The organism is Sphingobium sp. B8D3B (assembly GCF_025961875.1).
GTDB lineage: Bacteria > Pseudomonadota > Alphaproteobacteria > Sphingomonadales > Sphingomonadaceae > Sphingobium.
In genome coordinates, this window is sequence record NZ_JAOQON010000001.1 from 1,725,383 (window position 1) to 1,750,812 (window position 25,430).

Annotated in this window: 23 protein-coding genes, 1 tRNA gene and 1 pseudogene; 9 read left to right on the top strand and 16 right to left on the bottom strand. The window is 64.3% G+C overall.

Translation table 11 applies throughout. The features are described from left to right. Positions 1–113: 113 nt before the first annotated feature. The 7 genes from M2343_RS08125 to M2343_RS08155 form a co-directional block, all read right to left on the bottom strand. Positions 114–803, bottom strand: a complete 690-nt coding sequence (locus tag M2343_RS08125; protein WP_264576258.1) for a phage virion morphogenesis protein — start codon at positions 801–803, stop codon at positions 114–116. Further along, positions 803–1,297 carry a phage tail protein gene (locus M2343_RS08130; RefSeq protein WP_264576259.1) on the bottom strand — a complete coding sequence of 165 codons (495 nt, stop codon included), beginning with the start codon at positions 1,295–1,297 and terminating at the stop codon, positions 803–805. Before M2343_RS08130 ends, M2343_RS08125 begins: the two co-directional genes overlap by 1 nt. A gap of 3 nt (positions 1,298–1,300) precedes the next feature. Further along, positions 1,301–1,519: a tail protein X gene (locus M2343_RS08135; protein ID WP_264576260.1), complete on the bottom strand. Its 219-nt coding sequence runs from the start codon at positions 1,517–1,519 to the stop codon at positions 1,301–1,303. After that, positions 1,519–2,016 (bottom strand): head completion/stabilization protein, encoded by a 498-nt coding sequence (locus M2343_RS08140; RefSeq protein ID WP_264576261.1) that lies wholly within the window; start codon positions 2,014–2,016, stop codon positions 1,519–1,521. The genes M2343_RS08135 and M2343_RS08140 overlap by 1 nt, the downstream gene beginning before the upstream one ends. Positions 2,017–2,120: 104 nt before the next feature. Further along, positions 2,121–3,026, bottom strand: coding sequence for a phage terminase small subunit (gene gpM / locus M2343_RS08145; protein ID WP_264576262.1), 906 nt, complete (start codon positions 3,024–3,026; stop codon positions 2,121–2,123). Positions 3,027–3,143: 117 nt separating this feature from the next. Beyond that, a complete protein-coding gene (locus M2343_RS08150) occupies positions 3,144–4,160 on the bottom strand; it encodes a phage major capsid protein, P2 family (protein WP_264576263.1) in 1,017 nt (338 codons plus the stop codon). A 45-nt stretch (positions 4,161–4,205) separates the two neighbouring features. Further along, on the bottom strand, positions 4,206–5,045 hold the full coding sequence (locus M2343_RS08155; RefSeq protein WP_264576264.1) for a GPO family capsid scaffolding protein: 840 nt from the start codon (positions 5,043–5,045) through the stop codon (positions 4,206–4,208). 155 nt (positions 5,046–5,200) lie between these two features. Between M2343_RS08155 and M2343_RS08160 the strand changes: the two are divergent. The 3 genes and pseudogenes from M2343_RS08160 to M2343_RS08170 all read left to right on the top strand — a co-directional run bounded on the left by M2343_RS08160 (position 5,201) and on the right by M2343_RS08170 (position 8,983). Next, positions 5,201–7,009 (top strand): annotated as a pseudogene (locus M2343_RS08160) (terminase large subunit domain-containing protein). Beyond that, positions 7,009–8,046: a phage portal protein gene (locus M2343_RS08165; RefSeq protein WP_264576265.1), complete on the top strand. Its 1,038-nt coding sequence runs from the start codon at positions 7,009–7,011 to the stop codon at positions 8,044–8,046. The pseudogene M2343_RS08160 and the gene M2343_RS08165 overlap by 1 nt, the downstream one beginning before the upstream one ends. 142 nt (positions 8,047–8,188) lie before the next feature. Continuing rightward, positions 8,189–8,983, top strand: a complete 795-nt coding sequence (locus M2343_RS08170; protein ID WP_264576266.1) for a DNA adenine methylase — start codon at positions 8,189–8,191, stop codon at positions 8,981–8,983. Positions 8,984–9,454: 471 nt separating this feature from the next. Here the strand turns inward: M2343_RS08170 and M2343_RS08175 are convergent, their stop codons facing one another. The 3 genes from M2343_RS08175 to M2343_RS08185 all read right to left on the bottom strand — a co-directional run bounded on the left by M2343_RS08175 (position 9,455) and on the right by M2343_RS08185 (position 11,060). Next, positions 9,455–10,159: a hypothetical protein gene (locus tag M2343_RS08175; RefSeq protein ID WP_264576267.1), complete on the bottom strand. Its 705-nt coding sequence runs from the start codon at positions 10,157–10,159 to the stop codon at positions 9,455–9,457. A gap of 173 nt (positions 10,160–10,332) precedes the next feature. After that, positions 10,333–10,407 (bottom strand) — tRNA-Val (locus M2343_RS08180). Positions 10,408–10,520: 113 nt separating this feature from the next. Then, positions 10,521–11,060 (bottom strand): TIGR00645 family protein, encoded by a 540-nt coding sequence (locus M2343_RS08185; RefSeq protein WP_264574748.1) that lies wholly within the window; start codon positions 11,058–11,060, stop codon positions 10,521–10,523. Positions 11,061–11,222: 162 nt separating this feature from the next. On the opposite strand from M2343_RS08185, the gene hslV reads away from it, so the two are divergent. The 6 genes from hslV (at position 11,223) to M2343_RS08215 (ending at position 18,012) form a co-directional block, all read left to right on the top strand. Continuing rightward, entirely contained in the window at positions 11,223–11,765 is a 543-nt protein-coding gene (gene hslV, locus M2343_RS08190) for an ATP-dependent protease subunit HslV (protein WP_264572210.1), read from the top strand. Positions 11,766–11,874: 109 nt separating this feature from the next. Then, positions 11,875–13,176 carry an ATP-dependent protease ATPase subunit HslU gene (gene hslU, locus M2343_RS08195; RefSeq protein ID WP_264576268.1) on the top strand — a complete coding sequence of 434 codons (1,302 nt, stop codon included), beginning with the start codon at positions 11,875–11,877 and terminating at the stop codon, positions 13,174–13,176. 28 nt (positions 13,177–13,204) lie between these two features. Continuing rightward, positions 13,205–13,981 carry an enoyl-CoA hydratase-related protein gene (locus tag M2343_RS08200; RefSeq protein ID WP_264574746.1) on the top strand — a complete coding sequence of 259 codons (777 nt, stop codon included), beginning with the start codon at positions 13,205–13,207 and terminating at the stop codon, positions 13,979–13,981. 175 nt (positions 13,982–14,156) lie between these two features. Beyond that, on the top strand, positions 14,157–15,302 hold the full coding sequence (locus tag M2343_RS08205; protein WP_264576269.1) for a GGDEF domain-containing protein: 1,146 nt from the start codon (positions 14,157–14,159) through the stop codon (positions 15,300–15,302). Positions 15,303–15,465: 163 nt separating this feature from the next. After that, complete coding sequence (locus tag M2343_RS08210) at positions 15,466–17,568, top strand: PQQ-dependent dehydrogenase, methanol/ethanol family (protein WP_264576270.1); 2,103 nt, start codon at positions 15,466–15,468, stop codon at positions 17,566–17,568. Between the two features lie 132 nt (positions 17,569–17,700). Further along, the gene (locus M2343_RS08215) at positions 17,701–18,012 is read left to right on the top strand and encodes a hypothetical protein (RefSeq protein ID WP_181559045.1); all 312 of its coding nucleotides are present in this window, start codon (positions 17,701–17,703) and stop codon (positions 18,010–18,012) included. 83 nt (positions 18,013–18,095) lie between these two features. On the opposite strand, the gene M2343_RS08220 is transcribed toward M2343_RS08215, so the two are convergent. Genes M2343_RS08220 through M2343_RS08245 form a run of 6 tightly spaced genes read right to left on the bottom strand, consistent with a single transcriptional unit; the run spans position 18,096 to position 25,368 of the window. Then, positions 18,096–20,234 carry a PQQ-dependent dehydrogenase, methanol/ethanol family gene (locus M2343_RS08220; RefSeq protein WP_264576271.1) on the bottom strand — a complete coding sequence of 713 codons (2,139 nt, stop codon included), beginning with the start codon at positions 20,232–20,234 and terminating at the stop codon, positions 18,096–18,098. Positions 20,235–20,239: 5 nt separating this feature from the next. Further along, positions 20,240–21,034 (bottom strand): nuclear transport factor 2 family protein, encoded by a 795-nt coding sequence (locus M2343_RS08225; RefSeq protein ID WP_264576272.1) that lies wholly within the window; start codon positions 21,032–21,034, stop codon positions 20,240–20,242. Further along, a complete protein-coding gene (locus M2343_RS08230; RefSeq protein ID WP_264576273.1) occupies positions 21,031–21,828 on the bottom strand; it encodes a nuclear transport factor 2 family protein in 798 nt (265 codons plus the stop codon). Before M2343_RS08230 ends, M2343_RS08225 begins: the two co-directional genes overlap by 4 nt. Then, positions 21,825–22,547 (bottom strand): nuclear transport factor 2 family protein, encoded by a 723-nt coding sequence (locus M2343_RS08235; protein ID WP_264576274.1) that lies wholly within the window; start codon positions 22,545–22,547, stop codon positions 21,825–21,827. The genes M2343_RS08230 and M2343_RS08235 overlap by 4 nt, the downstream gene beginning before the upstream one ends. Continuing rightward, the gene (locus M2343_RS08240) at positions 22,544–24,334 is read right to left on the bottom strand and encodes an SMP-30/gluconolactonase/LRE family protein (RefSeq protein ID WP_264576275.1); all 1,791 of its coding nucleotides are present in this window, start codon (positions 24,332–24,334) and stop codon (positions 22,544–22,546) included. Before M2343_RS08240 ends, M2343_RS08235 begins: the two co-directional genes overlap by 4 nt. Beyond that, positions 24,331–25,368, bottom strand: coding sequence for a hypothetical protein (locus M2343_RS08245; protein WP_264576276.1), 1,038 nt, complete (start codon positions 25,366–25,368; stop codon positions 24,331–24,333). Before M2343_RS08245 ends, M2343_RS08240 begins: the two co-directional genes overlap by 4 nt. Positions 25,369–25,430 lie beyond the last annotated feature (62 nt).

The window sequence follows — 25,430 nt, forward strand, 5'->3', positions numbered from 1 at the left end:
CACTACCTACGAACAAGCGCTGAAGGTTGCCATCTGACAAGAGCTGACGCTCACCCTGCGGCATGAGAATGACGGGACAGTTCCTTAATTTTTCAGTTCCAGCACTGGCCCTGTTAGACCTGATCCGACGCCGCCCCGACATGCTCCATGACCGCGTCAAGGATCTCGGAACGATCGGCGGCAGTGAAACCGAACAACTGCCGCATGGCATATTTGACCTCCGGTCCCTGGGCCGAGGGCTTATCGAACAGGCCGAGCTGGTGAATGCGCGCGACCGCCGCGACGCGGCCGGCGAAGCTCACCCATGCTTCCTGTGCGCTGGCACTAGCGTTCATGAGGCCGCTGCGCCGGATCTTGCGGAACATGGCGCGCTGCCGGATCGAGGGACGCCGCATCTTGCCGGCCCCCGCGTTCTGCTCCCCGTCCGGCACAGGCAGCCAGCGGATGACCTTGCGATACTCGAAGCTGCGGATCCCGCCGGCGCGCACGTCGAAGCCGGTCATGAGCGGCCCTTGCCGCGCCCAGCTATGCATCAGCACGACACGCGGCTTCCCGCCCCCGCCCTCCGGATACAGGAACTTGACGGCATAGGCGCCGGGCACCGGGTCTTTCGGCCGCTTGCGGCGTTCAAAGCGCGATCCATCGGGGTTGCGCTGCGCGCTGATGCGGCGCTGCTGGCTGGTTCGCAGCGTGCGGGCGACCTTGCGGAATAGGGAGCGGCGCTCGGCGGGGCGCAATGACTGCAGGATGGAGCCGGCGAGGCGCTCCAGCTCGCCCAGGTCATGGGCGCCGATGTCCGACATCAGGGCGCCGGGGTGCCGACGATGAGCGCCCCGCTCTGATCGAAGATGCGTTTGAGCAGCGCGGCCGGGTCGGAGAGCGGCATGTCGTCGGTCGGCGGCTCGTCGCGCAGCGTCATCCTGTACCCCCCGCCGGGCTGCGGCAGCACATCGACCGCCTGGACGCTCGGCAGCGAGACAGAAATATCGACGCGGCCATTGTCGAGAATATCGACCTCGAAGGCGATCTGCTGGTCCGCGACCTCGTGATTCTGCAGGGCGGCAGGTTCATGCCGGCGAAGCCAGAGGATCAACGGCAGGAAGAATTGCGCCGGCTCGCCGGGGAAGCCCAGCACGTCGATCGACAGGCGCGCGCGATACTCGAAGCCAAGATTTTCGGGATGATAGCGCGCGACCAGGCGCCCGCCGGTGAGGTAGATCAACAGGGCGTCGGGATTGCGCTTCAGCTCGGGCAGTTGCTCGACCATGAAGGCGCGCAGGGCATCGGCTTTCGACATGGTTCAGTCCCACAACTGGATGATATCGCGATCCGGTGTGGACTCGCGCATGACTAGCGGGAGGATGATTTCCCGCCCCTCGGCCAGCAAGGCGCCGGCGCCGGCAATATCGCGATTGGCCTCCAGCACCTGCTCGACGGTGCCAGACCCCTTGCCGAGAACGCGCCAGACCAGCGCGTCCAGCGTCTCGGCCTGCAACGCGCGGGCTGTCATCACGCTCATCAGATCAGTTCCACGGCGGTGCGCGAGGTGCCGAGGATCGCGCGAATGGCGTGGGTGCCGTTGCGGCGATGATCGTCGGGCGTCAGCTCAACCTGGTTGGCATCCTTCACCCCGCTCGCAGTGGCAGAGACATCGCGGTGCGTTTCGATGAGATCGGCGGTCGCCCAGGCATAGACCGCGCGCCGGAAGAGGCGGACAAGTCTCGGCTCGATGACGGCCGCCTGCCCTGCCCCAACCGTGATCTCAGTCGAGGGGATATGAGCCAGCGCTTCATGCCCCGCCGCGATCTGGGAATCGCGCCAGACGGAGAGATTGTCGTCGACGATGATCAGGCCGCCGACCAGCGCTTCGACGACGCGCGCGTCCGGGATCAGATTGCCCCCGATGCGCATGGCATCGCGAAAGGCGTTGATGTCGATGGCAGGCCAGAACTCGCCGAATGCGATGACATGATCATCGGGGGTTGCTGGCGGCTGCGGTGAAGTCACGAAGCTCATGGCTCGATCCGGTCCATAATCAAGCGGGGGGTGGGGATCAGAACCAACCGGAGGCGCGTGGCCTCGCCTGGTTCTTCACCGCCCCCCGGCGCCGGGGCGCAAGCTCAATCCCTGGCGGTCTGGACCTTTGCGGTCAGCCGCTCGATATCCTTTTTCACGCCGCAATTCTCATGCAGCACGAGCGCCCGCTGGAAGGCCGCCAGCGCGCTCGCCATGGCGTGCTGCTCGGCGCCGGCCGGCGCGGTCGCGTTGTCCTTTGCCGCCTCGGCCTCGCGCAGCAGGAGCTTGCCCCGCGCCTTGTAGAGCTTGGCGCGTACCTGATCGGGCATGTCCTTCTCGGACGTGAGATCGATGGTGCGATTCACGACAGCGAGGTCAAAGGACTGGTCGATTTGACAGGCCTTGAGCGCCGCCTCGGCCACTTCCTCGGCGATAAGCGTCGGCGCCTGGCGCACGATGTTCTGCGGCAGAGCCAGATCGAAGTGCAGGACATGCTCAGCGAGATCGAGGCCGCGCGCAAAATCGCCGATGTCGAGGCGCCAGATCATCATGGTCGCGACGATCTCATCCTGCAGGGCCTGGCCGGTTTCCGTGGCGGCGAGCAGCGTTGCATCGACATGCGCGTCATAAGCGTCGATCAGCTCGGCCTTTTTGGCGATCTTGGCCTCGACCGACTGGATCGCGCGAAGGCTCGCGATGTCCGTGCCGAGGGCGGCGAGCAGCAGCTCATATTCGGTGGCGGCGGGGCCATCAGCCGGGCGCGCGGCGGCGAGGCCCACCGGTGCCTTGTTCGCGGCCTGGGCCGCGAGGACCGTCTGGCGATGGACTGCGGCCAGGCTGGGCTTGCCCTTCGCGGCCGGCGTCGCGGCATTCAGGCCCGCCGTAAAATTCGGGGGCGGACTGGCACCGACCGGCTCGGCCGACGCGTTGGCGCCCGCTTGGCTCGCCTCGGCCGCCAGTTCGGCGGCGATGCGTTGACGATGAAGTGCGGCAAAGCTGGGCTTGGCCATGTGCGGATGCTCCTTACTGGCCACGAGAGCGGGAGGTGAGACCGGTCGCCCGGTCAACATCGGCCCGGCGGAGAGGCCGAACCTTTGCTGTCCCTCCCCTGCTCGCGGGGGTTATTCTCAGTCTTCGGCGACCGCCTGGATGTTCTTGGCAGCGCACATGAAATCGAGATCCTCGATCACGTAAGCGTCGTTTGACGAGCGGAAGTCCTCGACCCGGTTTTTCTTCGGGTTTTCGATGATGTGCCGGCGCTGCTTGCCTTCCTGCTCGTAGATCGAGAGGTTGTCGAAGCGCGTGATCGCGATCGTGCCGGCGGGCATGAACGGAATGCGCGTCGCCGGCAGACCGCCCAGGCGCTTGGTGGACATGATGACATCGCGGGCGAGCTGCTCGGTCGGGTCGATCGCCGCGTTGATCATCGGGAAGTATTTGTCGTGCAGCAGGTCGCGCGAGACCATGACGACAAGCTCGGGATCCTCGGACGCCCAGGGCGGCAGCAGCGAATTGACCATGTCGTAGACCAGCGCGTCGAGCGTGGCATAGTCGCCCCCATCGCCATAAGTGATCTTGTTGGCTTCGGCGCCCTGCTTCATGAACTGCGCCGGCGCCTCCTCGTCCAGCTTCTTGAGCCAGCCCTTATTGACGTCCTGCAGCATCGGGAAGTTGGCCTTGTTCGTCGTCGCCGCGACGCTTTCGCCGTTCCAACCGATGCGGATGTTGTCGAGACCGATGGCGATGGCGATCTGGTTGGCGATGCGCTGCTGGAAGTCGTCGAACTTCGCCCACATGTCGAGTTTGGCGTAGGTCAGATGGGTGTCGAAGTTCGTCTGGAAGCACTCGAACCCGCGATTGTCGAGGCCGGACGGATCGGTCGTGGTGCGCTCGCCATTGCCGCTCGTGTCGGTGCGCCCGGCGATCGGATTGCCAACCGAGAGGCCGATGATCTCGCCCTTCAGCTCGGGCACCGGCACGATGTTGATTTTGCCGAGGAAGCCGATTGATTCCTGGCGCTTGTCGATCAGGCGCTGCTGGACGCTCGGGTCGACCGAGAAGTTCTTGCTGGTGTCGTTCACGCCGTGGATTTCGCCGATCCGGCCAAGATAGGCGTCGAATTTGAGGCGGGTTTCGTTACGCATTTTTGGCTCCGATGATCAATTTTCAGGCGCGGATCGGTAGGGGTGTCAAAAGTCGGCGAGCAGCTCGCCGGTGCCGCCGCTGGCGGGTTCGCGCGAGCGGTAGGATTGGCTGGGGGTCTTCTCGATGGTGCTTGCCAGGGCGGCCTGGTCCTCGGCCAGCTTGGCGACACGGGCGTTGATCGCCGTGAAGCCCTGCGTGACGCCCTCGCCCATCTTCTCAAACATGCCAGCCATGGTCGCGGCGAACTTGTCCAGATCGGTCAGGGCAGCGCCGGCAGGCGCAGGACTTACGGGCGGGACGACTTCCGCGGTCGCCGGCGCGGCCTTGAAGCTCTCGAAAAACGCCTTGGCGCTGCTGAACAAGTCAGCCAGCCCGCCGGGAGTGGGTGCTTCCTCGGCATAGGCCATCTCGAATTCCTCGATCTGGCATAGATTGTCCTTCCGCTTGTCATCGCGGGTGCTGAATTTCAGCACCTCGGTGCCCAGCGACGCCGGGGAATCGGTGAACGCGAGGCCGACCAGATAGGCTTTGCCGGTGCCGGCGAAGTCGGGCTGGATCTCCACGCTCGAAAAGAGCTTCTGGCCCGCCTGATTGTACCGCTGCGCTTCGTCCGTGACATCGAACGAGGCGAAGAGAGCCAAGCGCTTTTCGGTCTTGCCGCCAATCTGCAGGTCGATCTGCTCCGCCTTCACGCCGTCGACGGTGCCCCAGGCATTGAACGGGCCATCGGGAGAATAGCCGCGCAGGTGCTCGCAGTTGATGCGGGCGGCATAGGTGGCCGGATTGTAGCTGTCGGCCATCTCCTGGATCATCTGGCGGGAGATCGCCCGGTTATCGACGGTCTGCCCTTCGACGGCGACACGGAAAAACTTGGTCTTGGCCATTCTCGGCTCCCTGCGGCTCGAACTGCGGGTTCAAAATCAGTCCCGCCATTGGCCATTTCCGAGGGGTGAGAGACAACCAATGCCGATTGTGAGGACCGTTCTCACAAGTGGCGCACCGGGCGCCGCGCTGGCGCCTGCTCCATTCTCGCGCCGCTATGAGCATGTTGACCGGCAGCGATGGGCAGGCCGTCCCTTATGACGTGCGCCGCGTCGCGCGCAGCCTGTACTGGCGCGCCTATGGCGTGACGGAAATCGCTGCCGTGCTTGGCCTCAAGCGGACGACGGTGCAGGCGTGGAAGGACCGCGACCGCTGGGAGGACGATCCGGTCATCCGGCGCCTCGAAGACAGCTGCGAAATGCGGCTCAACGCCCTGATCTTCAAGGAAGACAAGAACAACAACGACTATAAGGAAATCGACGCGCTGGCCCGCGTGATCGAGCGCACGGCCCGTGTGCGCCGCTATGGCGAACCCGGCGGCCATGAGGGCGACCTCAATCCCAAGGTTGCCGCACGAAACGCCAAGCCGAAGAAGAAGGCGCCGAAGAACCTCATAACGCGCGACGAGGCCGGCCGACTCAAGACCGCCTTCCTCGACGGGCTATTCGGTCATCAGGAAACATGGTGGCAGAACATCAGCCGCCGCACGCGCTTCCTGCTCAAGAGCCGCCAGATCGGCGCGACCTTCTACTTCGCCCGAGAGGCGCTGATCCGCGCGCTGGAGACCGGCAACAACCAGATCTTCATTTCGGCGAGCCGGGCGCAGGCCAATATCTTCCGGCAGTACATCGTCGAATTCGTGTTCGCGCAGACGGGCAAGATGCTCAAGGGCGATCCGCTGGTCATCGATCGCGGCGAGGATGAGGACGGCAAGCAACTCGACCCCGTCACCCTCTACTTCCTCGGCACCAATTATCGCACCGCCCAGGGCTATCACGGCGATGTCTATATCGACGAGTGCTTCTGAATCTTCGGCTTCGAGCAGATCAACAAGGTCGCGTCGGCCATCGCGACGCAAAAGCGCTACCACAAGACCTATTTCTCGACGCCGTCCACGATCGCGCACGAGGCCTATCCGATGTGGACGGGCGAGCGGTTCAACCGCCGGCGCGAGCGCAAAGATCAGATCAAGATCGACGTCAGCCACAGCGCGCTTGCCGTGCATGGCGCCATGGGCGCCGACCAGATCTGGCGGCACATCGTCAATCTGGACGATGCCATCGCCGGCGGCTTCAACCTCATCGACCGCGCCGAGCTGGAGCTGGAATATTCGGTCGACGAATTCGCCAATCTGTTCCTGTGCGACTTTGTCGACGACAGTAAGTCCAGCTTCCCGCTCTCGATGCTGCGTCCATGCATGGTCGATAGCTGGGATGTCTGGAAAGACTTCGACCCCTATGCCCTGCAGCCGTTCGGCCAGGGCGAAGTGTGGATCGGCTATGATCCGCAGGAGAGCGAGGACGGCGACAGCGCGGCGTGCGTGGTGGTGGCGCCGCCCACCGGCCCCAAGGGCAAGTTCCGCGTGCTCGAAAAGCTGCAATGGCGCGGCAAGGACTTCGAGGCGCAGGCCGGCGAGATCAAAAAGCTGTGCTCGAAATATCGCGTCACCGAGATCGCGATCGACACGACCGGCATGGGCGCGGCGGTGCATCAGCAGGTGGTCAAGTTCTTCCCGATGGCCAGGCGCATCGATTATTCGGCGCTGACCAAGACGATGATGGTGCTCAAGGCCAAGAACGTCTTCACCAAGCGCCGCATCGAGTTTGACGCGAGCTGGCGCGATCTCGCCGCCGCGCTGATGTCGATCCATCCCCAGCTCACCGCTGGCGGCAAGCAAATGACCTATGTGGCGCGGCGCAGCGAGGCCACCGGGCACGGCGATCTCGCCTGGGCACTTCTGCACGTCCTCTACTGCGAGCCGATGGACGGCGGTGTCGGCGGAAAATCCAGCATGGAGATAATGTGATGAGCGGCACCGATATCGATGTCGAAACGAGCAGCGGCGTGCGCATGTTTTCCTTCGGCGATGCCGAGAGCGTGCTCAACCGCCGCGACCTGCTCAATTATGTCGAATGCCGGTTCGAGGGCCGATGGTTCGAGCCGCCGGTGCCGTTCAAGCTGCTCGGCCGCGCCCTCTATGTGCAACCGCACCATGAGAGCGCCATCCGCGTGAAGCGCAACCTGCTGGTGAAGCACTTCAAGCCCTCCCGCCTGCTCAGCCGCACCGCCTTCGGCAAGTTCGCCCTCGATTATCTGGTGATGGGCAATGCTTTCCTCGAGGAGGTGCCCAATATCGCCGGCCGCACGATGCGCCTCGACCACAGCCTTGCCGTGCGCACCCGGGTCGGCAAGGCCGGGCGCGCCTTCTTCCTGCCAGATCATGCCTGGGGCGGCTTCGGTCAGCCCCATGAATATGAGGCGGGCCGGCTGATCCATCTCGCCGAACCGGATGTTGCGCAGGAGATCTACGGCCTGCCGGAATATCTCTCGGCCATGCAATCGGCCTTCCTCAATGAGGCCGCCACGCTGTTCCGCCGCCGCTATTACATCAACGGCGCCCACGCCGGCTTCGTCTTCTATCTGAGCGAGGCCAGCATGGATCAGAAGGATGTCGACATGGTGCGCGAGGCCCTGCGCGAAGCCAAGGGCGTCGGCAACTTCAAGAACCTGTTCATCAACGCGCCGGGCGGGAAGAAGGACGGCGTCCAGATCATCCCGATCAGCGAGGTCGCGGCCAAGGATGAGTTTCTGGGCATCAAGGGCACCACGCGCGATGACATCCTCGCCGCGCACCGCGTGCCGCCGCAGATCCTCGGCGTGGTGCCGCAGAATAATGGCGGCTTCGGTGATGTCGGCAAGGCGAACGACATCTTCTTCGCCAACGAGATCGAGCCGCTGCAGATGCGCTTCCTCGAAGTCAACGACCGGGTCGGCGAGGAAGCCATCGCCTTCGAACCCTATCAGCCCATGGGCAACGCCGTGCCCGCTAGGTCTCCCGCCTAAAGGCGGGGAACGGGGCGCGGTAACGCCCCGTCCAGGCAAACTGACTTGCCTCAAGCCGTGGGGGTGCACGCCCCCGACTCGTCCCGCCTGCCATGCACGGCGGCGGGCCGTATGTGGAATGAAGGTTAAGGAGTCGAGTGCGATGAAAATGGAACCTGTGCAGCCCGCGCGTCCGCTGGCGGCATGGATCGGGGGCAAGCGCAAGCTGGCCAAGCGTCTGATCGCCCGTATCAACGAGATCGATCATGACAGCTATGTGGAGCCGTTCGTGGGCATGGGCGGCGTGTTTCTGCGCCGTGACCGGCGGCCGCCGTGCGAGGTCATCAACGACTGGAGCGAGGATGTGTCGACCTTCTTTCGGGTCGTGCAGCGGCACTTCGTGCCATTCGTCGACATGATCCGCTTTCAGATCAGCTCGCGCGCGAATTTTGAGAAGCTGGCGGCGCAGGATCCGCGCACGCTGACCGATCTGGAGCGGTCGGCGCGGTTCCTTTACCTGCAGCGCCTGGCGTTCGGCGGGAAGGTCGATGGCCGTAACTTCGGCACGTCACCCGGCCTCGGCGCGCGGTTCGACGTGACAAAGATCGTGCCGATGATCGAGGCCGTGCATGAAAGGCTGGCGGCCGTGACGATCGAGCGCCTGCCCTGGCGCCAGCTCATCGAGCGCTGGGATCGGCCGGCGACATTGTTCTACCTCGACCCGCCCTATCACGGCAGCGAAGGCGACTATGGCGCCGGCATGTTCGGCCGCGCTGAGTTCGCTGAGATGGCGGACGTGCTGGGCGGCATCAAAGGCCGCTTCATTATGAGCATCAACGACCATCCCGAGATCCGCGAGTTGTTCGCCCGCTTCACGATCGACGAGGCGGCCACGAGCTACAGCGTCGGCGGCCAGGCCAAAGCCAAGGCCGTGCGCGAGTTGATCATCACGGGCTGAATGTCCGCCTGACGCCCCCACAGCGACATCACAAGCCCGAGGCGCCCCGGCCAAGCCGGCGGCGCCTCGACGCGTTGGGCGGCCAGCTGGGCGGCCACGTCAGCCCGAGCGCGGCCGGCGCCTGAAATCCTTGCCACCTGACCCGCGCGCGCCGCGCTTAGCTCCCCCCCTCGCCTGCACGCTTCTTGTGAAGGAAATGACGCAACAGGCATTATACGCCGCATCGGCGGTCCTCCGGGCTTTGAGACCGCTGAGCGACGCATCGGCGGCGACGCATTTTGACGCACCCAGCCCCCGTTTTGGACGCCTGATTATGGCACGGCCTTTGCGCGGTATCCCCCTGGATACCCCAGGACCGGCCCAAGCCGGTCCGCCCCCTACGGTGCGTCCGTAGAGTGAGGGTGCCTCCATGGGCTGATCTGGGGTCGTGGCTCCGATAATTTGCGCCTCGCGCAGCGAGTCGTTCTCTCTTTATTCGGAAACGGCCTCAATCATGCCGCCGGGTGGACTCGCCCTATTTGAAAAAAGACGCGACATGCGTTCGAGCGTTTTTCGCAGGTATGGATCGGTGACCTGGGCAAGCTGCTCCTCGGGCGGCAATGCGTCCCACGCCTCGCGGATCTTGCGCGTCTGGATCGCCTCAGCCTGGCCGGCCGGCGGGCGACGGAGAATGCGACGGATGATATTGGCGACCTTGCCGGGCAGCGTCAGGAAATAGGCGTTGCTGATCTGGCGAACATATTGCCCGCCTGGCTGATAATCATCGACCGGTTCGGTACGGCGTTGCCAGTCGAGGAAGCCGTGGGCCTTCAAGTTCTTCAATGCCGTGACCACGGCAGATCGCGAACGCCGCACCGCCTGCGAAATATAATTGATCGCATAGTCCAGCCGACCGGTTTTCCGGCAGCGCCGACGCAGGAGGAACCGGTAGACCGCCAGCTCGACATCTCCAACGATCCCCCGCCTGCGCCCTGGCAGCTTCGTCGAGAGCATCAGATGTTCGAGCTGCGTCATGCGGGCATTGTTTTCCGAACTCGGAAACGTGTTCTCTCGCGCCCAGCGCCGCGATTCATAGTCGCCAGGGTGACGGCTATCGCGCCAGACCTTCTGAAATGTCCGTGCACGCTCGCCGCTGACCCTTCCCGCCAGGACGCCACCGATCGCGCGCGCGGTCATGCCGCTGCTCCGAACATCGTGCGCGCGGGTCGCTGTTTCTGAAAAAATCCGTGTACGGGATTTGTACGAGCGACATGCTCAAAACGGGCTTTGTTTTTACTATGTTCCGCAAATGCGGCTATACTATTCGGAGGGAATGGTGCATTAAAAACCCTTGAAATCAGGGCATTTAATGGTGGGCGCGGCAAGGATTGAACTTGCGACCCCACCCGTGTGAAGGGTGTGCTCTACCACTGAGCTACGCGCCCGGCGATCCAATCGCGGAGGCGAGCGCTTTGGCGATTGAGGGGCGGCATGTCAAGCCGCTGTATCGGCCTTCCGCGCGATTCCTTCGGGCACCAGCGCGACGCTGCGGTTCGCCTCAGTGCTTGGTCTGCGTCATCCGGTCGACATAGGCGATGCCGATGGCGGATATGATGAAGAGGCCGTGGATGATCGACTGCCACATCACCCCCTCGCTCGTCACGCGAGCCGCAGGCGTGCCCATGGCGCCGGCCTCAATGAAGGTGCGCAGCAGGTGGATCGAGGAAATGCCGATGATCGCCATTGCCAGCTTCACCTTGAGCACGCCGGCATTCACATGGCTGAGCCACTCCGGCTGGTCGCGATGGCCCTGCAGGCCGAGCCGGGACACGAAGGTCTCATAGCCGCCAACGATGACCATGATCAGCAGGTTGGAGATCATCACCACATCGATTAGCCCGAGCACCATCAGCATGATCTGCTGCTCGGTAAACTCGTAGGCGTGGAGGACGAGGTGGATCAGCTCCTTGATGAACAGGAACACATAGACGCATTGCGCGACGATGAGGCCCAGATACAGCGGGAGCTGCAGCCAGCGCGACCCGAAGATCAGCAGCGGCAGCGGACGGAGCGGAGCGTTGGGATCGGCAGGTGTCATGGCGGCGCCAGATAATGGGCCGCCCAAGCCCTGTCATCCCCGATTCTGGTGGCCGCCCGGTGATCATCGCACGCTGCGCGCGCTCGACCGACCTGCTGCCGCTTGCATGGCCGGTTCCCCTCACCCATATCGCGGCGCATGGCAGACACCCAGCACAGCGCCATGCCGGTCTGGCACGGCACCACCATCCTCTCCGTCCGCGCATCAGGAAAGGTCGTCGTCATCGGCGATGGCCAGGTCTCGATGGGGCAGACAGTCATGAAACCCAATGCCCGCAAGGTGCGCCGCCTGCATGATGGCAGCGTGATCGGCGGATTTGCCGGCGCCACGGCGGATGCCTTCACGCTCTTCGAGCGGTTGGAGAGCAAGCTGGAGCGCCACAACGGGCAGCTCATGCGCGCCGCCGTGGAACTGGCGAAGGACTGGCGGACGGACAAATATCTGCGCAATCTTGAGGCCATGATGATCGTGGCGGACAAGGATACGACGCTGATCCTCACCGGCAATGGCGATGTGCTGGAGCCGCTGGAAGGCATCGCCGCGATCGGATCGGGCGGCAATTACGCGCTCTCCGCCGCGCGGGCGCTGCAGGATTATGAGAAGGACGCCGAGACGCTCGCCCGCAAGGCCATGAAGATCGCGGCGGAAATCTGCGTCTACACCAATGACAGCCTGACCATCGAGACGCTGGACAGCGCCACCTGACACATCATCCCGCCTCACCCCGTTCGTCTCGAGCGAAGTCGAGAGACGGACAGACCGGCCTCAACGTGTCTCGACTTCGCTCGACACGAACGGATTTCAAAGCACCCTTATGAACGACAATCTCACCCCCAAAGCCATCGTCACCGCGCTGGATGCGCACATCATCGGTCAAGCCGAGGCCAAGCGCGCTGTCGCCGTTGCCCTGCGCAATCGCTGGCGGCGCCAGAAGCTCTCGCCCGAGCTGCGCGACGAGGTGACGCCCAAGAACATCCTGATGATCGGCCCCACGGGCTGCGGCAAGACCGAGATCAGCCGGCGCCTCGCCAAGCTGGCCGATGCGCCGTTCATCAAGGTGGAAGCGACCAAGTTCACCGAAGTCGGCTATGTCGGCCGCGACGTGGAGCAGATCGTGCGCGATCTGGTTGAGGAAGCCGTGCGCCTCGAACGCGAGCGTCGGCGCGAGGCTGTGCGCGACGCGGCCAGCGAGGCGGCCATGGGCCGGCTGCTCGATGCCCTCACCGGCAAGGAAGCCAGCGAGGCCACGCGCCTCTCCTTCCGCCAGCGGATCGAGAGCGACCAGATGAACGATGTCGAGGTGGAGGTCGAGGTGACCGATGCCCCGGCCGCGCCGATGGAAATCCCCGGCATGGGTGGCAATATCGGCATGATCAACCTGTCGGACATGATGTCCAAGGCGCTCGGCCAGCAGCAGAAGAAGCGTCGCAAGATGCGGGTTGCCGATGCCTGGGACAAGCTGGTCGAGGACGAGCAGGACAAGCGGCTCGATCAGGACGATGTCGCCCGCGTCGCCATTGCCTCGGCCGAGCAGAACGGCATCGTGTTCCTCGACGAGATCGACAAAATCGCGGTGAGCGACGTGCGCGGCGGTTCGGTGAGCCGCGAGGGCGTCCAGCGCGATCTGCTGCCGCTGATCGAGGGCACGACGGTCGCCACAAAATACGGCCCGCTCAAGACCGACCATATCCTGTTCATCGCCTCGGGCGCCTTCCATGTCGCCAAGCCGAGCGACTTGCTGCCGGAACTGCAGGGCCGCCTGCCGATCCGCGTGGAATTGAAGGGCCTGACCGAGGAGGATTTCGTCGCGATCCTCTCCGACACCAAGGCCTCGCTGCCCGAGCAATATGCCGCGCTTCTGGCGACCGAAGGCGTCACCATCCAGCTCGCGCCGGACGGTATCCGCGCGATCGCAAAGATCGCCGCCGACGTGAACGAGCAGGTCGAGAATATCGGCGCCCGCCGACTGCAGACCGTGATGGAGAAATTGCTGGAGGATGTGAGCTTCGAGGCTGACACCCGCGCGGGCGAGACAATCACCATCGATGCCGGCTATGTCGAACGCCAGCTTTCGGGTATCGCCAAGAACACGGACCTGAGCAAATATATCCTCTGAACCGGAGGCGTTAAGGGAGCGATTGCGCATGAGCTATGAGACAGTGCTGGTCGAGCAGCGCGGCGCCGTCACGCTGGTCATGCTCAATCGTCCCCAGGCGCTCAACGCCCTCAACAGCCAGGTGCTGGCCGATCTGATCGCGGTATTCGAGGGCTACGATGCGGACGACGCGCAGCGCTGCCTCGTCCTCACTGGCAGCGAGAAAGCCTTCGCCGCCGGCGCGGACATCAAGGAGATGGCCGATAAGACCGGCGCCGACATGTACCGCGCGGAGATGTTCGCGCAGTGGACAAGCCGCATCGCCGCGACGCGCAAGCCGTGGATCGCGGCGGTTGCCGGCTTTGCACTCGGCGGCGGGTGCGAACTGGCGATGATGGCGGACTTCATCATTGCGGCAGACACGGCCAAGTTCGGTCAGCCTGAAATCACATTGGGTGTGGCGCCGGGCATGGGCGGATCGCAGCGGCTCACCCGCGCGGTCGGCAAGGCCAAGGCGATGGACCTGTGTCTGACCGGCCGCCGCATGGATGCAGAGGAAGCCGAGCGGGCTGGCCTCGTCGCGCGCATCGTGCCGGCCGACGATCTGCTCGACGAAGCGCTGAAGGCGGCCGAGGCGGTCGCCGCCATGCCGCCGTTGGCCGTCATGGCCAACAAGGAGCTGGTCAACCTCGCGTTCGAAACCACACTCACCCAGGGTCTGGTCAGCGAGCGGCGCATCTTCCAGCTTCTCGCATCCACCGAAGACAAGGCGGAGGGCATGGCAGCCTTTGTGGAAAAGCGCCGGCCGGAATGGACCGGGCGTTAAGCACTGCTACAGTGCTCTGTGCCGATGAGGCGCGGCACAACGGGTCGCCGGAAATAATAACAACTTTAAAGATTTGGAGACATTTCACCCTCTAGATGAAGTGCTCACGGCGAGCGGCGCGGCTTGATGAGACGAGCCTTCCGTGATTGACCGAAATAAGATGTGAGATGTGACGGTGGGTAACATCAAAGGCCGAGGCAGCCCCCTGCGTCATCACCCCGAAGCGGTTGAAATCGATCTGATTCGCGGTCTCTTTCACGCCTTCGCGCCGGCGCTGGTCATGACGATCAGCTTTCTGTCTGCGGGGCTGGTGATCCTGAACCGCACCGGGGACAGCATCCTGCTCGTCCTGCTGATCCTGGGCGCGGTTGCGTCCGTCGCCCGCCTCGTGTCGGCGCATCTGATCGCACCGATCATCCATGCCGAAGGGGTGACGATCGAGCAGGCGAGATATCTCGAGCGGCTCTTCGCGATTCCCTATCTCTGCTTTTCCCTTGTGCTTGGCCTGTTCGGCTTTCGCCTGCTCCAGCTTCCCTCGGCGGACACCCATATGGTGGCTGCGGCCCTGTCTCTGAGCTATTGCGCCGGCGTCGCTGTCGGTATGGGATCGCGGATGTGGATCGCGGTGCCGAGCATGATGCTGGCGCTCGGGCCGGTGATCGCCGCGATGCTGCTGCAACCCGACTTTCTCTATAAGCTCAGCGGCGCCGTGATGGCGGCGATCCTGCTCAGCGGTATCCAGAGCCTGCGTGGCAAGCAGAACCGCTCGGCGGACGACATCGCTCTGCGCATCGCCTTCTCGCACCTCGCCCGCAAGGATGCGCTGACCGCCCTCCCCAACCGCATCGCGCTGCGCGAATGGTGGGAGCAGGTCGTTGCTTCCGGGGCGGAGAACAAGCTGGTCGCGGTCCATTATCTCGACCTCAACGACTTCAAGCCCGTCAACGATCGCCATGGCCACCCGGTCGGCGACGCCCTGCTCGCCGCCGCCGGCAAGCGCATCGCCCGGACGATAAGGGACAGCGACATCGTCGCGCGGCTCGGGGGGGACGAATTTGCGGTCATCCAATATGACATCGTGAACGCCGACGATGCCGCCCAGCTCGCCGCCCGCATCCGGGAGGCGATCACCCAGCCGTTCAGCATCGGCGCGCTGACCCTCAAGATCTCGACCGGCCACGGCTTCGTGGTGTCGCGCGGCCGGGACGAAGCGCTCGAAGACCTGCTCGCCCTTGCCGACAAGGCGCTCTACACCAGCAAACAGGGCGGCGAAATTTCCCAATATGAGGCCGTCGAGACAATCACCCGCCGCGTCGCCTGATCAGCACGTCCATCTCCACCCCCGCCCGGTAGCCACATGGGTCAACAAGTGTGACGCGCGGGTCAAGCCAGCGGCGTTGGATTCACGCGCCTTGTGCGGCATAGCCTGAAGGCGCGGCCCCACCTGCTCATCGCGCGCAGGGGGCCGAACGTCGGGAGAGGATATGAAGACGCACGGGCTTGCTATTCTGGCCGCAACGGCGCTGCTGGGCGCCAGCGCTTGCCAGATGACGACCTCCACCACCTCGGTGGCGACGGAAGCCGGCATCGGCCACACGCACATGGTGAAGGCCGACGATCAGCCCGGCCAATGGGCATCCTACAGCCGGACCTGGGACGAACAGCGCTACAGCCCGCTCGACCAGATCAATGACAGCAACGCCCATCGCCTCGGCCTCGCCTGGTTCGACGATCTCGACACCTATCGCGGCGTGCAGGCGACGCCGCTGGTGATCGACGGCGTGCTCTACAATGAGAATATCTTCAACGTCGTCACGGCCTATAATGCCAAGACCGGCGAGAAATTGTGGGTTTACGACCCCAAGGTCGGCAAGGAATGGGCCGGCCTCGCCTGCTGCGGCCCCTCCTCGCGCGGCCTTGCCGCCTGGGGCAACAAGATCATCATCGGCGCGCTGGATGGGCGGCTGATCGCCATCGATCGCAAGACCGGGGCCGAGCTCTGGTCCGCGCAGACCTTCGATCGCAAGGAGCAATATTCGATCACCGGCGCGCCGCGCGTCTATGACGGCAAGGTGATCATCGGCAATGGCGGCGCGGACTATGGCTCGCGCGGCTTCGTGGTTGCTTATGATGCCGAGACCGGGAAGCGACTGTGGAAATTCTACATCGTCCCCGGCAACCCCGCGAACGGGCCGGACGGCGAAGCCTCCGACAGCGCGATGAAGATCGCCGCGCCGACCTGGCACGGCAAATTCTGGGAGACCGGCGGCGGCGGCAATGCGTGGGACAGCTTCGCCTACGATCCCGAACTGAACCTCGTCTACATCGGCACCGGCAATGGCAGCCCGCAAAGCTGGCATCACCGCAGCGACAGCAAGGGCGACAATCTGTTCCTCTGCTCCATGGTGGCGGTGGATGCGACCACGGGCGCCTATAAATGGCACTACCAAATGGTACCCGAGGAGGACTGGGATTATACCTGCACCCAGCCCATCGTGCTCGCCGACCTCAAGATCGACGGCAAGCTGCGCAAGGTCGCCATGCAGGCGCCGAAGAACGGCTTTTTCTACGTGCTGGACCGCGCGACCGGCGCGCTGATCTCGGCGAAGAGCTATGTCTCGGTCAACACATGGGCCAGCCATGTCGACATGAAGACGGGGCGCCCGGTGGTGCTGCCCACCGCGCATAACACGACCACGCCGCACATCATGAGCCCGAGCTGGATGGCCGCGCACACCTGGCACCCGATGAGCTACAGCCCCAAGACCGGGCTGGTCTATCTCTCGGCGCAGGAGCAGGGGTCGATCTACGCCAACCAGCCGGACGGTGCGTACCAATATGTGCGCGGGCGCAACAACACCGGCTTCGATCATGCCAACCAGCCGGAGCTACGCAAGCAGCTGATGAACGAGATCATGGCGAGCGAGAAAGGCTATCTGCTCGCCTGGAACCCGGCGACGCAGAGCGAGGCCTGGCGCGTGCCCTATCCGCATCCCGGCTCAGGCGGCGTGCTGACCACAGCCGGCAACATCCTCGTGCAGCCGACCATCAACAAGACCGTCGCCATCTACCGGGCGGACAATGGCCGGAAGCTCTGGGAAATGAACGTCGATCAGGCCGGCGTCGCGGGCGCGATGACCTATATGATCGATGGCGAGCAATATATCGCGCTCAATGTCGGCTGGGGCGGCTCGCCGGTCTATAATCTTGCCAAGGATGGCCCCTTCCGCTTCGCCACCGCGAAGCTGCTGGTGTTCAAGCTGGACGCCAAGGGCGTGACGCTGCCGCGGATGAAGACGCAGGAAGAGACCGCCTATCTGCCCCGCCAGCGCATCCCTACCGAGGTCGCCGCGCGCGGCGCGGCTCTCTATGGCGAGACCTGCAATCGCTGCCATGGCGACAATGCCGTCGGCGGCATCAAGGATCTGCGGCGGATGAGCAAAGATGCGCATGATGGCTTTCTCGACATTGTGCTGAACGGAACCCTGCTCCACAAGGGCATGCCCAATTTCAGCGGGGTGCTGACCAAGGCGCAGGCCGAAGACATCCACGGCTATCTCATCACCCGTGCTCAGGAAGACTGGTAAGGGCACGGGAACGGGCACCCCGCGCCGACGTTAGACCATGAGAGACAACAGGCGTGGGACGAGATCATGACGAGACAAGCGAAAACCGATAAGCCGAAATCGGCAACCCCACGTCGCGCGAGGACCAAGGCCGTGAACCCGCGTCAGCTGCCCGTGGTGGTGGAGCATGAGAAGAGCACGACGCAGGTGATTGCCGACAAGGCGGTCAAAACCGGCCGCGCCCTTGGCAAGACCAGCGTGCGCCTGGCGCAACCGATCGTCAAATCGATCAAGCATGAGGATAACCGCACGCTCGCCAAGATGGTGGTCGCAGCGGTGACGCCGCGCCTCATCAACTACGGCCTTCGCTTTGCGGTCCGCAATCCGGTGCTGACTGTCGCTGGGATATTGGTGGCTGCGACCATCATCGGCTCGCAGGATGATGGGGCCCAAGAGGAGAGCTGAGCTCTTCTCCGACAGCGGCACAAATGCAAACGCCGGTGCAAAACCCCGGCGTCGCTGTTTATGGCTGGGGGCGTTCGGGGCGCTTAGTGCGGCCCCTTCCCGTCCGACACGCCGCCCCAATCCTCATTGGCCCGCGCGATCAGATAGCCATGGATCGCCTCGGCATCCTCGGCCGAGATGAGGTCGGCAAAGCTCGCCATTCCCTTGTCGGCATAAATGCCCTTGAGGACGATGTCGTTGAACTTCGCGTGCGTCTCGCGCGTCATCATCCGCAGATCCTTGACGCCGCCGATGGCCTGCTGACCGTGGCACACTGCGCAGGTCTCTGCGAAGAGCTGCGCCCCGCGCGCGACCTGCGCCTCGCTGGCGCGGAGCGGTGGCGGCTCCGGCGCCTTCGCGGCCGGCTGGAGCGCCGGCAACTGCGCCGTGCCGCCCAGCTTGAACACGATCAAGCGAGCCGGCGCACGTGGCATCTCGATGCCCTGCCCGCGCTCGACCATGGCGGCGCCCCCGCCCCAACCAGCGTTGACGGCGACATATTGCACGCCATCCAGCGTGTAGGTGATCGGCCCGGCGACCGGCGCGCTCTGCACCGGCATTTCCCAGAGCAGCTTGCCATTGCGGGCATCGAAGGCCGCGAAGGTCTGGCGTGTCGTGCCCTCGAAAACAAGGTCGCTGCCCGTGACCATCACGCCGCCGTTGCCGTGGCGCGGCAACGGGATTTTCCAGGCCGCCTTCTGCTTCACCGGATCCCAGGCCAGGAGATAGGCCTTGTCCATGGCCACGGCCTCTTTCATCAGCTCGCCACGCTTCTTCGCCGCCTCGCCGGTATATCCACCCCAGCCCGCATTGGAGCGGAACGGCTTGGGCTGGAAATCGGGATCGAGCGCCAGTACCATGCCGGATTCGTAGAGGGGGAAATAAGCCAGCTTTGTGCGCGGGCTATAGGCCATGGGGAACCAGTTATGCGCGCCGCCCGGCCCCGGCTTCACCAGAAACGGATCCTGGCCATAATGCGCATCCGGGTTCATCTTCGGGCGGCCGGTCTTGGGATCGATGCCGAGGGTCCAGTTCGCAGGCGCAATCTGACCGGCCGAGATGAATTCTCCCGTCGCGCGATCCAGCACATAGAAATAGCCGTTCTTCGGCGCCTGCATCAGCACCTTGCGGTCCCGTCCGCCGATCTTCAGGTCCGCCGTGACGATGGATTGCGTGCAGGTGTAGTCCCAGTCCTCCTCGGGCACCATCTGGTAGTGCCAGGCATATTTGCCGGTCTCGACATTCACCGCGACGATGGAGCAGATGAACAGATTGTCGCCCTTGCCGTTGCTGCGATAATGCCAGGAGAGCGGCGACCCGTTGCCCGTGCCGATATAGACGAGCTTGAGCGAAGGATCATAGCCGATGCTGTCCCACGCATTGGCACCGCCGCCCAGCTTCCAATAGTCGCCGGACCAGGTCTTGCGGATCATCTCCATGACATTGTCGGAGGCCGCGCCGTCCGGACCCTTGGCGGGATCGCCGGGGGTCAGGTAGAATTTCCAGGCTTCCCTGCCCGTGTCGGCATCATAGGCCGCGACGAAGCCGCGAATACCCATGTCGCCGCCGCTGTTGCCGACAACGACCTTGCCATCGAACACGCGCGGCGCGCCGGTGATGGTATAGGGCATGTCCTTGGGCGTGCTCTGCACCGACCATACCGGTTTGCCGTCCGCCGCATTGAGCGCGATCACCCGCCCGTCCAGCGTGGCGATGATGACCTTGCCCTTCCACAGCGCGAGGCCCCGCGCCACCGGCTCGCAGCACGCATAGCGCCCGAACTCGCGCTGCACCTGCGGATCATAGGTCCACAGGCGCTTGCCGGTGCGGGCATCATAGGCAATCGTGATGTTCCACGGGAGCGTGTTGTAAAGCACGCCATCAGCATAAAGTGGCGTGGCCTCGACACCCCGGAAGGTATCGAGATCGTCATACCAGGCGATGCCGAGCTGGCTTACATTCTGCGCATTGATCTGGTCGAGCGGACTGTAGCGCTGGGCGCTGTAAGTGCGCCCGTCATGCAGCCAGTCCGTGCCGTCGGTCGCCTGCGCCGCCATCCGCGCGCTGTCGACCTCGGCCCGGCCGCTCGCCTGCAATTGCGCCATGAACGCAACCATCAGCGCGCCCAGAACCAGCACGGCAATTCCCACCGCACCGGCGGGCCGTCTCCACATCGCCATCATTGCGTTCAGTCCTTCGGCGGCTGGCCAATCGGCTGCGATCCATCAACCCAGCGACCGACCTTGAGCGAGTCCATCTGCGCCTTCGTGCCCGGCGGGCGGTGATAGGCGCCGACTTCATCCCGATCCGGCGTGAACACCTTGCCGGAGACCGGATTGGGATAATGGAACGGCACGATATAATAAGCGGGATAGGTCAGGTAGACGACCGAGGGCGGCAGATCTGGCGGCGGATCGAACTTGTCCGGCCAGGTATTGTTCATCGCCCATTTGCCCCAGCCTTCCCAGCTTGTGTACATGGTGAAGGGACCGGTCAGGCGGCTGATCTTCCAGACGCCATTCTCCTTGCGATACTCATTCTCGTAGAGCGGCAGGCCCCAGCCGCCATTGCTCATCACGAAGGCGCGCGCCCGCACCCAGCCGGTCTTGCCGTCTGCGGAAATGTCCGGGATCGGCTGGAACTGCATGTGGTTGGCGAGCGCGCCCTTCTTGGTGCCGTCCGGCCCGAAGGCCTTTTGCATATATTCGAGCACGCGGGCCTTGCCGAGGAAGATGCCCTTGCCGCCGATCTCCAGCGTGGCATCCTCGGTGAACAATTCGGACAGCGGATGCCACTGGCTCTTGTCGACGAAATAGCCGTAGCTCCGCTGCAGCTTCTCGATGGCGTTGAGGTCTTCCAGTCGGGTGATGCGCTCATCCAGCGCAGCGAGGCGTTCGGCTGCGGGTTGCGCCGAGGCCTGCGCCACAGGAAGCAGGGCGGATGCGGCGATCAGGGCCGCGACGATGCGGGTCCGGTTCATCATGGTTGCCTCATTCCCTTTGCTGCGCTGCTCTCTTCGCGCTTGCCGCTCTCCATGCCGCGATCCGGGCGGCCTACGATGTCATCGCCCTCCATCGGCAGCGCCTTGAGCGACTGGCCTGTGACGGGATGATCGTAGCTGAACGCCGGGAGATAAGCGTTCGGGAAGGAGCGGTAGACCTCCGTCGGCGGCTTGTCCGGTGGGAACAAGGCGCTCGGCCCGTCCATCTGGATTGCATATTTGGCGAAGCCGAGATCATAATCGGTCATGGCAGTGACGTAGAAGTGCAGCGTGTCGAACTTCCACACCCCGCCTTCCTTCACATATTTATTCTCGTAGATGCCAACGCCCCAACGGCCGTTCTCACCGGGCCGGGCGAGCATCACCATGCCCTGCCAGCGCCCAGTCGCCGTGCGGCCATCCGGCGCGACCACCACAATGGGCTGCAGCATCATGTGATTGTTGAGGCTGCCTGCGCTCAGGCCCTGCGGCCCAAAGAGCAGCATCGCCTGCCGGATGCGCGCCGGGCCAATATAGACCCCGCGCTGCCCATATTCGAACTGCCCGCGCGCTGTGAACAGGTCCGCCGCCTGGTTCCACAGGCCCTTGTCGAAATAATAGCCAAAGGTCGCGGTGAGGTTCTCGATGGCGAGCTGGTCCTCCAGCGCTTGCACCCGCTTCTGATAGGCGGCGACCTTGCCGCGCAAGGACGCGTCACTCTGGGCCGCGGCGGGCGCAGGCGCCGTGATGACAAGGCCGCCAATCAATGCGGCCATGATGCTGGTGCGGGCGCTCATTGCACGGTCTCCGACACGGGCTGGCCAGTCACGGGATTGGGCGCGTGGAACGGCGGAAGCGTGCGATCCGGGAAGGCCCGCGTACTCGTCGACGGGCGATCCGGCGGCATGGCCTTGCTGGCCGCGCTACGTGTCAGCCCCTCGCCGGGCTTGAGCCGTGCCCAGCCCTTTTCATAAGGCGCCACGAAATTGATGTAGAGGTGCAACCGCGCGATCTTCCACACGCCGTCTTCCTTCACATAATCATTCTCGTAAATGCCGTCGCGCCACTCGGCGTGCTGCTTGTGCTGGCCGAGCATTCCGAGGTCCCGCCACCGTGCCTTGGCGCTGCGGCCATCGGGCGCGACATCGACGACCGGCTGGAGCGTCACCCACTCATTGAGCTGGCCATAGATCAGCCCATCCTGCCCGCCATGCAGGGCCTTCAGATAATCGCGGATGCGGTCCTTGCCGATATAGACACCATCGGCGCCGATCTCGATGCTGCCCTTGTCCGCGAACAGGTCGGCGGCGTCCTGCCAAAAGCCCCGGTCGAGATAATAGCCAAAGGCGCGCTGCAGCTTCATCACCGCGCGGGCGCCCTCCAGTTTCTCGACGCGCGTGGTGAGCGTGTCGATCTCGCGATCGATGCCCGCGTGCATCTGCGCCTGCACCGGCCCGGCCGCGACGAGCAGCGCCCCCAGCGCCAGCCCCAGTCCCAGCGATGCCGCACGCCTCATCGCAGTTCTCCCGTCGGCACGGCCCGCAAGGCGAAGGCGCCAGGATCCTGCCCCTTGAGAGAGGGGTCGAAGAGGAAGCGGCCCTTGCTCTCCACTGCATAGGCAAAGCCATCGAAGTGGGTGACGCCGGGCACGCCGTCCATGCCATCCTTGAGCAGTTTCACGGTCACATCATCTCCTTCGATGGTGAGCAGGCTGATCCGCCCTGCCGGCCCTTCGGCCTGCAGGAAGCGGTTGCCCCCGATGGGCCGCAGGCCGTCCGGCCCGTTGAGCGGCTGCGAGACATTGAGCTTGGTCAGGCTGGCAAAGCTGCCATCCGCGCGCCGATTGACCCGCAGCATTATGTTCTGCCGGACATTGTTGACGTAGAGCGTGCCATCCTCGCTGAAGGCGATGCCATCCACACCGCCGAGCAGGGCCTTATCCTCGACCAGCAGCGACACCGCCTCTGCACCCGGCGCAAGCGTGAAGATGCGCCCATTGGTGGTCTCGGCGATATAGGCCGTGCCATCCTTGGCGAGCGCGATGTCGTTGCAGGCGCTGGCCGGCGCGGGCATCTCGTAGCGCTTCTTGAGATCGCCGGATGCGAGGTCGAAGGCGACGAGGGCGGACACCGCACCCGCCTGCCCCATCGGCACCGAGCAGGCCCACAGCGTATTGGTCCGCTCGTCGACGAGCACGCCCAGCACCGCTGCGAGCTTGTTCTTCTTGTCCGGGCGGATCCAGGCGATGGCCTGCGTGCTGCCCGGCACAGCGCGGTAGATATTGCCCTTGAAGCTGCTGATGTAGAAATTGCCCTTGGAATCGACGCCGGCATTCTCGGGAAACACGCCCTTGTCCGCGACGATGATGTCCTTCGGCAGCGGCTTGGCGAACGGCGCGGGCATGAGATAGGGGACTTCGTTGGAGATCGTCTCGATCCGCGTGATGCGGCCATTGGCGATCTTGAAGATGCTCACGAAACCGACGGTGCGCGCATAATGGGCCTCAGCCGGGTAGCTCTGGCCGTCCCGCCCGGTGAACTGCATCTGCGCCCCGGAGAGGTCGCGATAGCCGATCGCGGCGACCAGCCCGCGTGCCTCGTCGATGGCCACGACCTCATGGCGCAGCGCCTCGACCTCGCCGAACAGGCCGCGCGTCAAAGGCGCCGCACAGCCGGCATCCCTTGCACTTTTGGCGACCAGCAGCCCGGTCACCGGCACGCCATTCTCGATGGTCGTGCAGCCGTTGTCGAAGCTGACCGCCGGTCCTTCCCCATTCGCGGCGACAGAGGATAAATAAGCATCGACCAGCGCCGTCATCTGACCGCGGGGCAGGCGTGCCTTCGGGCTGAGGCTGCTCGTCAGGCTCTTGGCCGGCGCGTATGTAACCGGATCACCGAAGGGCTGGCGCCCCTGCTTGCGACGAATGACGGATTGCACGGCGGCGATCCGGCCGTCCCGCGTCGCCATATCCATCGCGTAAAAGCCGGGCTGGCCATGATCCTCGACAGAACCGAACCAGACGACGCGGCCAGTCTGGCTGTCCGTCACCACCAGCGGCGCATCATCGACCGCCTTGATGGTGACCCACGAGCTTTCGCCGATGCGCACCGGCACGCTGTTCTCGGCGTAGACCACCGGGTCGGACCAGGCGACGCCGACCGGATCGGCCTTGGCCATCGCGGTCATGAAGCTGGCGGCGAGCTGGCCGAGGCAGGCGGAGTCACAAGGCGTGGATGTCTGCGCCATGGCCGGCGCGGTGACGAGCGCGCAGAGCGCAGCTGCGGTGAAAAGCGCGCGCCTCATTCGCCCTGCTCCCCATGCTCGCGGCCGGTCGCCCAGGGATTGTGCATAAAATAGGGCACATAGGTGAACACGGCCTCGATCTCCTGAATCGCGCCGTCTCTCACGCGGAAGGCTTCCAGCAGCGTGATCGAGTTCGGCCATTTGAGCGCGGTCTTCATCTCGCGCCCGTCGGTCAGCTTGTAGCGGTCCACCTCATTGTCATGATCGAAGAAGCCGGAGGCAATGACGACGCCGCGCTCCTCGTCGACGAGAGGGAAGCGCCTCTCGCGGATGCGCTTGTTGATGTAGTAGATGCCGAGCTTGAACTGTTCGAGGCAGCCCGAGGCCAGCGAGGCCGCATTGCCATTCGCGCCCGGCTCGGCGGAAACGCCCTTGCCCGGCGCGGTCGTGCTGATGCCGTTCTCCAGCCGCCCGCAATCGTCCGTGAACGGCGCGAACACCGTTCCGTCATTTCGCTCGACCGTGTTGAAGTAGCTCTGCGCCACCGCAATCAGCCGCGCCCGTGAGACCCGCTGATCGGGCGGCAGAACCTCGTTGAAGGCAGGGTGATGCGCGACCTTGTCCGGATCGCCAAAGGGCGCCGGCAGACCCGTGCGGCGATGCACGACCGTCTCGATCTGGTCGATCTTGTCGTCTTGCACGCGCATCCGCATCGCATAATATGCGGGCTCGCCATGCTCCCACACGACGCCGAACCAGGCGACCTGCCCGGTGAGCGGATCGGCGGCTTCGAGGCCCGTCGGCGCGACTTTGCTGATCGAGCGCCACAGGCCCTTGCCGATCGGGATGACGACATTGTTCTCGGTAAACTGCACGTCCGCCGCGAGCTTGAGGGACGAGGGGTCCTTCTTTGCCAGCGCCGCCATGTAATCGCGCGCATAGCCGATCAGACAGTCGCGATTGCAGGTCGGAATATTGACCGCGCTGCGCTCGCCAAAGGCTTGCGCCATGGCTGGTGTCGCCGTCGTTGCCAGAAGCGCGGCGCCTGCCGCGACCATCAGCCGCGTGTGCCAGCGGTGAACCCTGTTGCTCACAAATTTCCCCTCCTGTCGCCTTCCGCCCAGCGATGCCTGCACTGATCGCTTGTTACGGAGCG

Excerpts from the sequence above, each read along its gene's own strand:
- M2343_RS08125 (WP_264576258.1), bottom strand. The coding sequence starts at position 803 with ATGTCGGACATCGGCGCCCATGACCTGGGCGAGCTGGAGCGCCTCGCC.
- M2343_RS08130 (WP_264576259.1), bottom strand. The coding sequence starts at position 1,297 with ATGTCGAAAGCCGATGCCCTGCGCGCCTTCATGGTCGAGCAACTGCCC.
- M2343_RS08135 (WP_264576260.1), bottom strand. The coding sequence starts at position 1,519 with ATGAGCGTGATGACAGCCCGCGCGTTGCAGGCCGAGACGCTGGACGCG.
- M2343_RS08140 (WP_264576261.1), bottom strand. The coding sequence starts at position 2,016 with ATGAGCTTCGTGACTTCACCGCAGCCGCCAGCAACCCCCGATGATCAT.
- gpM (WP_264576262.1), bottom strand. The coding sequence starts at position 3,026 with ATGGCCAAGCCCAGCTTTGCCGCACTTCATCGTCAACGCATCGCCGCC.
- M2343_RS08150 (WP_264576263.1), bottom strand. The coding sequence starts at position 4,160 with ATGCGTAACGAAACCCGCCTCAAATTCGACGCCTATCTTGGCCGGATC.
- M2343_RS08155 (WP_264576264.1), bottom strand. The coding sequence starts at position 5,045 with ATGGCCAAGACCAAGTTTTTCCGTGTCGCCGTCGAAGGGCAGACCGTC.
- M2343_RS08165 (WP_264576265.1), top strand. The coding sequence starts at position 7,009 with ATGAGCGGCACCGATATCGATGTCGAAACGAGCAGCGGCGTGCGCATG.
- M2343_RS08170 (WP_264576266.1), top strand. The coding sequence starts at position 8,189 with ATGAAAATGGAACCTGTGCAGCCCGCGCGTCCGCTGGCGGCATGGATC.
- M2343_RS08175 (WP_264576267.1), bottom strand. The coding sequence starts at position 10,159 with ATGACCGCGCGCGCGATCGGTGGCGTCCTGGCGGGAAGGGTCAGCGGC.
- M2343_RS08185 (WP_264574748.1), bottom strand. The coding sequence starts at position 11,060 with ATGACACCTGCCGATCCCAACGCTCCGCTCCGTCCGCTGCCGCTGCTG.
- hslV (WP_264572210.1), top strand. The coding sequence starts at position 11,223 with ATGCCGGTCTGGCACGGCACCACCATCCTCTCCGTCCGCGCATCAGGA.
- hslU (WP_264576268.1), top strand. The coding sequence starts at position 11,875 with ATGAACGACAATCTCACCCCCAAAGCCATCGTCACCGCGCTGGATGCG.
- M2343_RS08200 (WP_264574746.1), top strand. The coding sequence starts at position 13,205 with ATGAGCTATGAGACAGTGCTGGTCGAGCAGCGCGGCGCCGTCACGCTG.
- M2343_RS08210 (WP_264576270.1), top strand. The coding sequence starts at position 15,466 with ATGAAGACGCACGGGCTTGCTATTCTGGCCGCAACGGCGCTGCTGGGC.
- M2343_RS08220 (WP_264576271.1), bottom strand. The coding sequence starts at position 20,234 with ATGATGGCGATGTGGAGACGGCCCGCCGGTGCGGTGGGAATTGCCGTG.
- M2343_RS08225 (WP_264576272.1), bottom strand. The coding sequence starts at position 21,034 with ATGATGAACCGGACCCGCATCGTCGCGGCCCTGATCGCCGCATCCGCC.
- M2343_RS08230 (WP_264576273.1), bottom strand. The coding sequence starts at position 21,828 with ATGAGCGCCCGCACCAGCATCATGGCCGCATTGATTGGCGGCCTTGTC.
- M2343_RS08235 (WP_264576274.1), bottom strand. The coding sequence starts at position 22,547 with ATGAGGCGTGCGGCATCGCTGGGACTGGGGCTGGCGCTGGGGGCGCTG.
- M2343_RS08240 (WP_264576275.1), bottom strand. The coding sequence starts at position 24,334 with ATGAGGCGCGCGCTTTTCACCGCAGCTGCGCTCTGCGCGCTCGTCACC.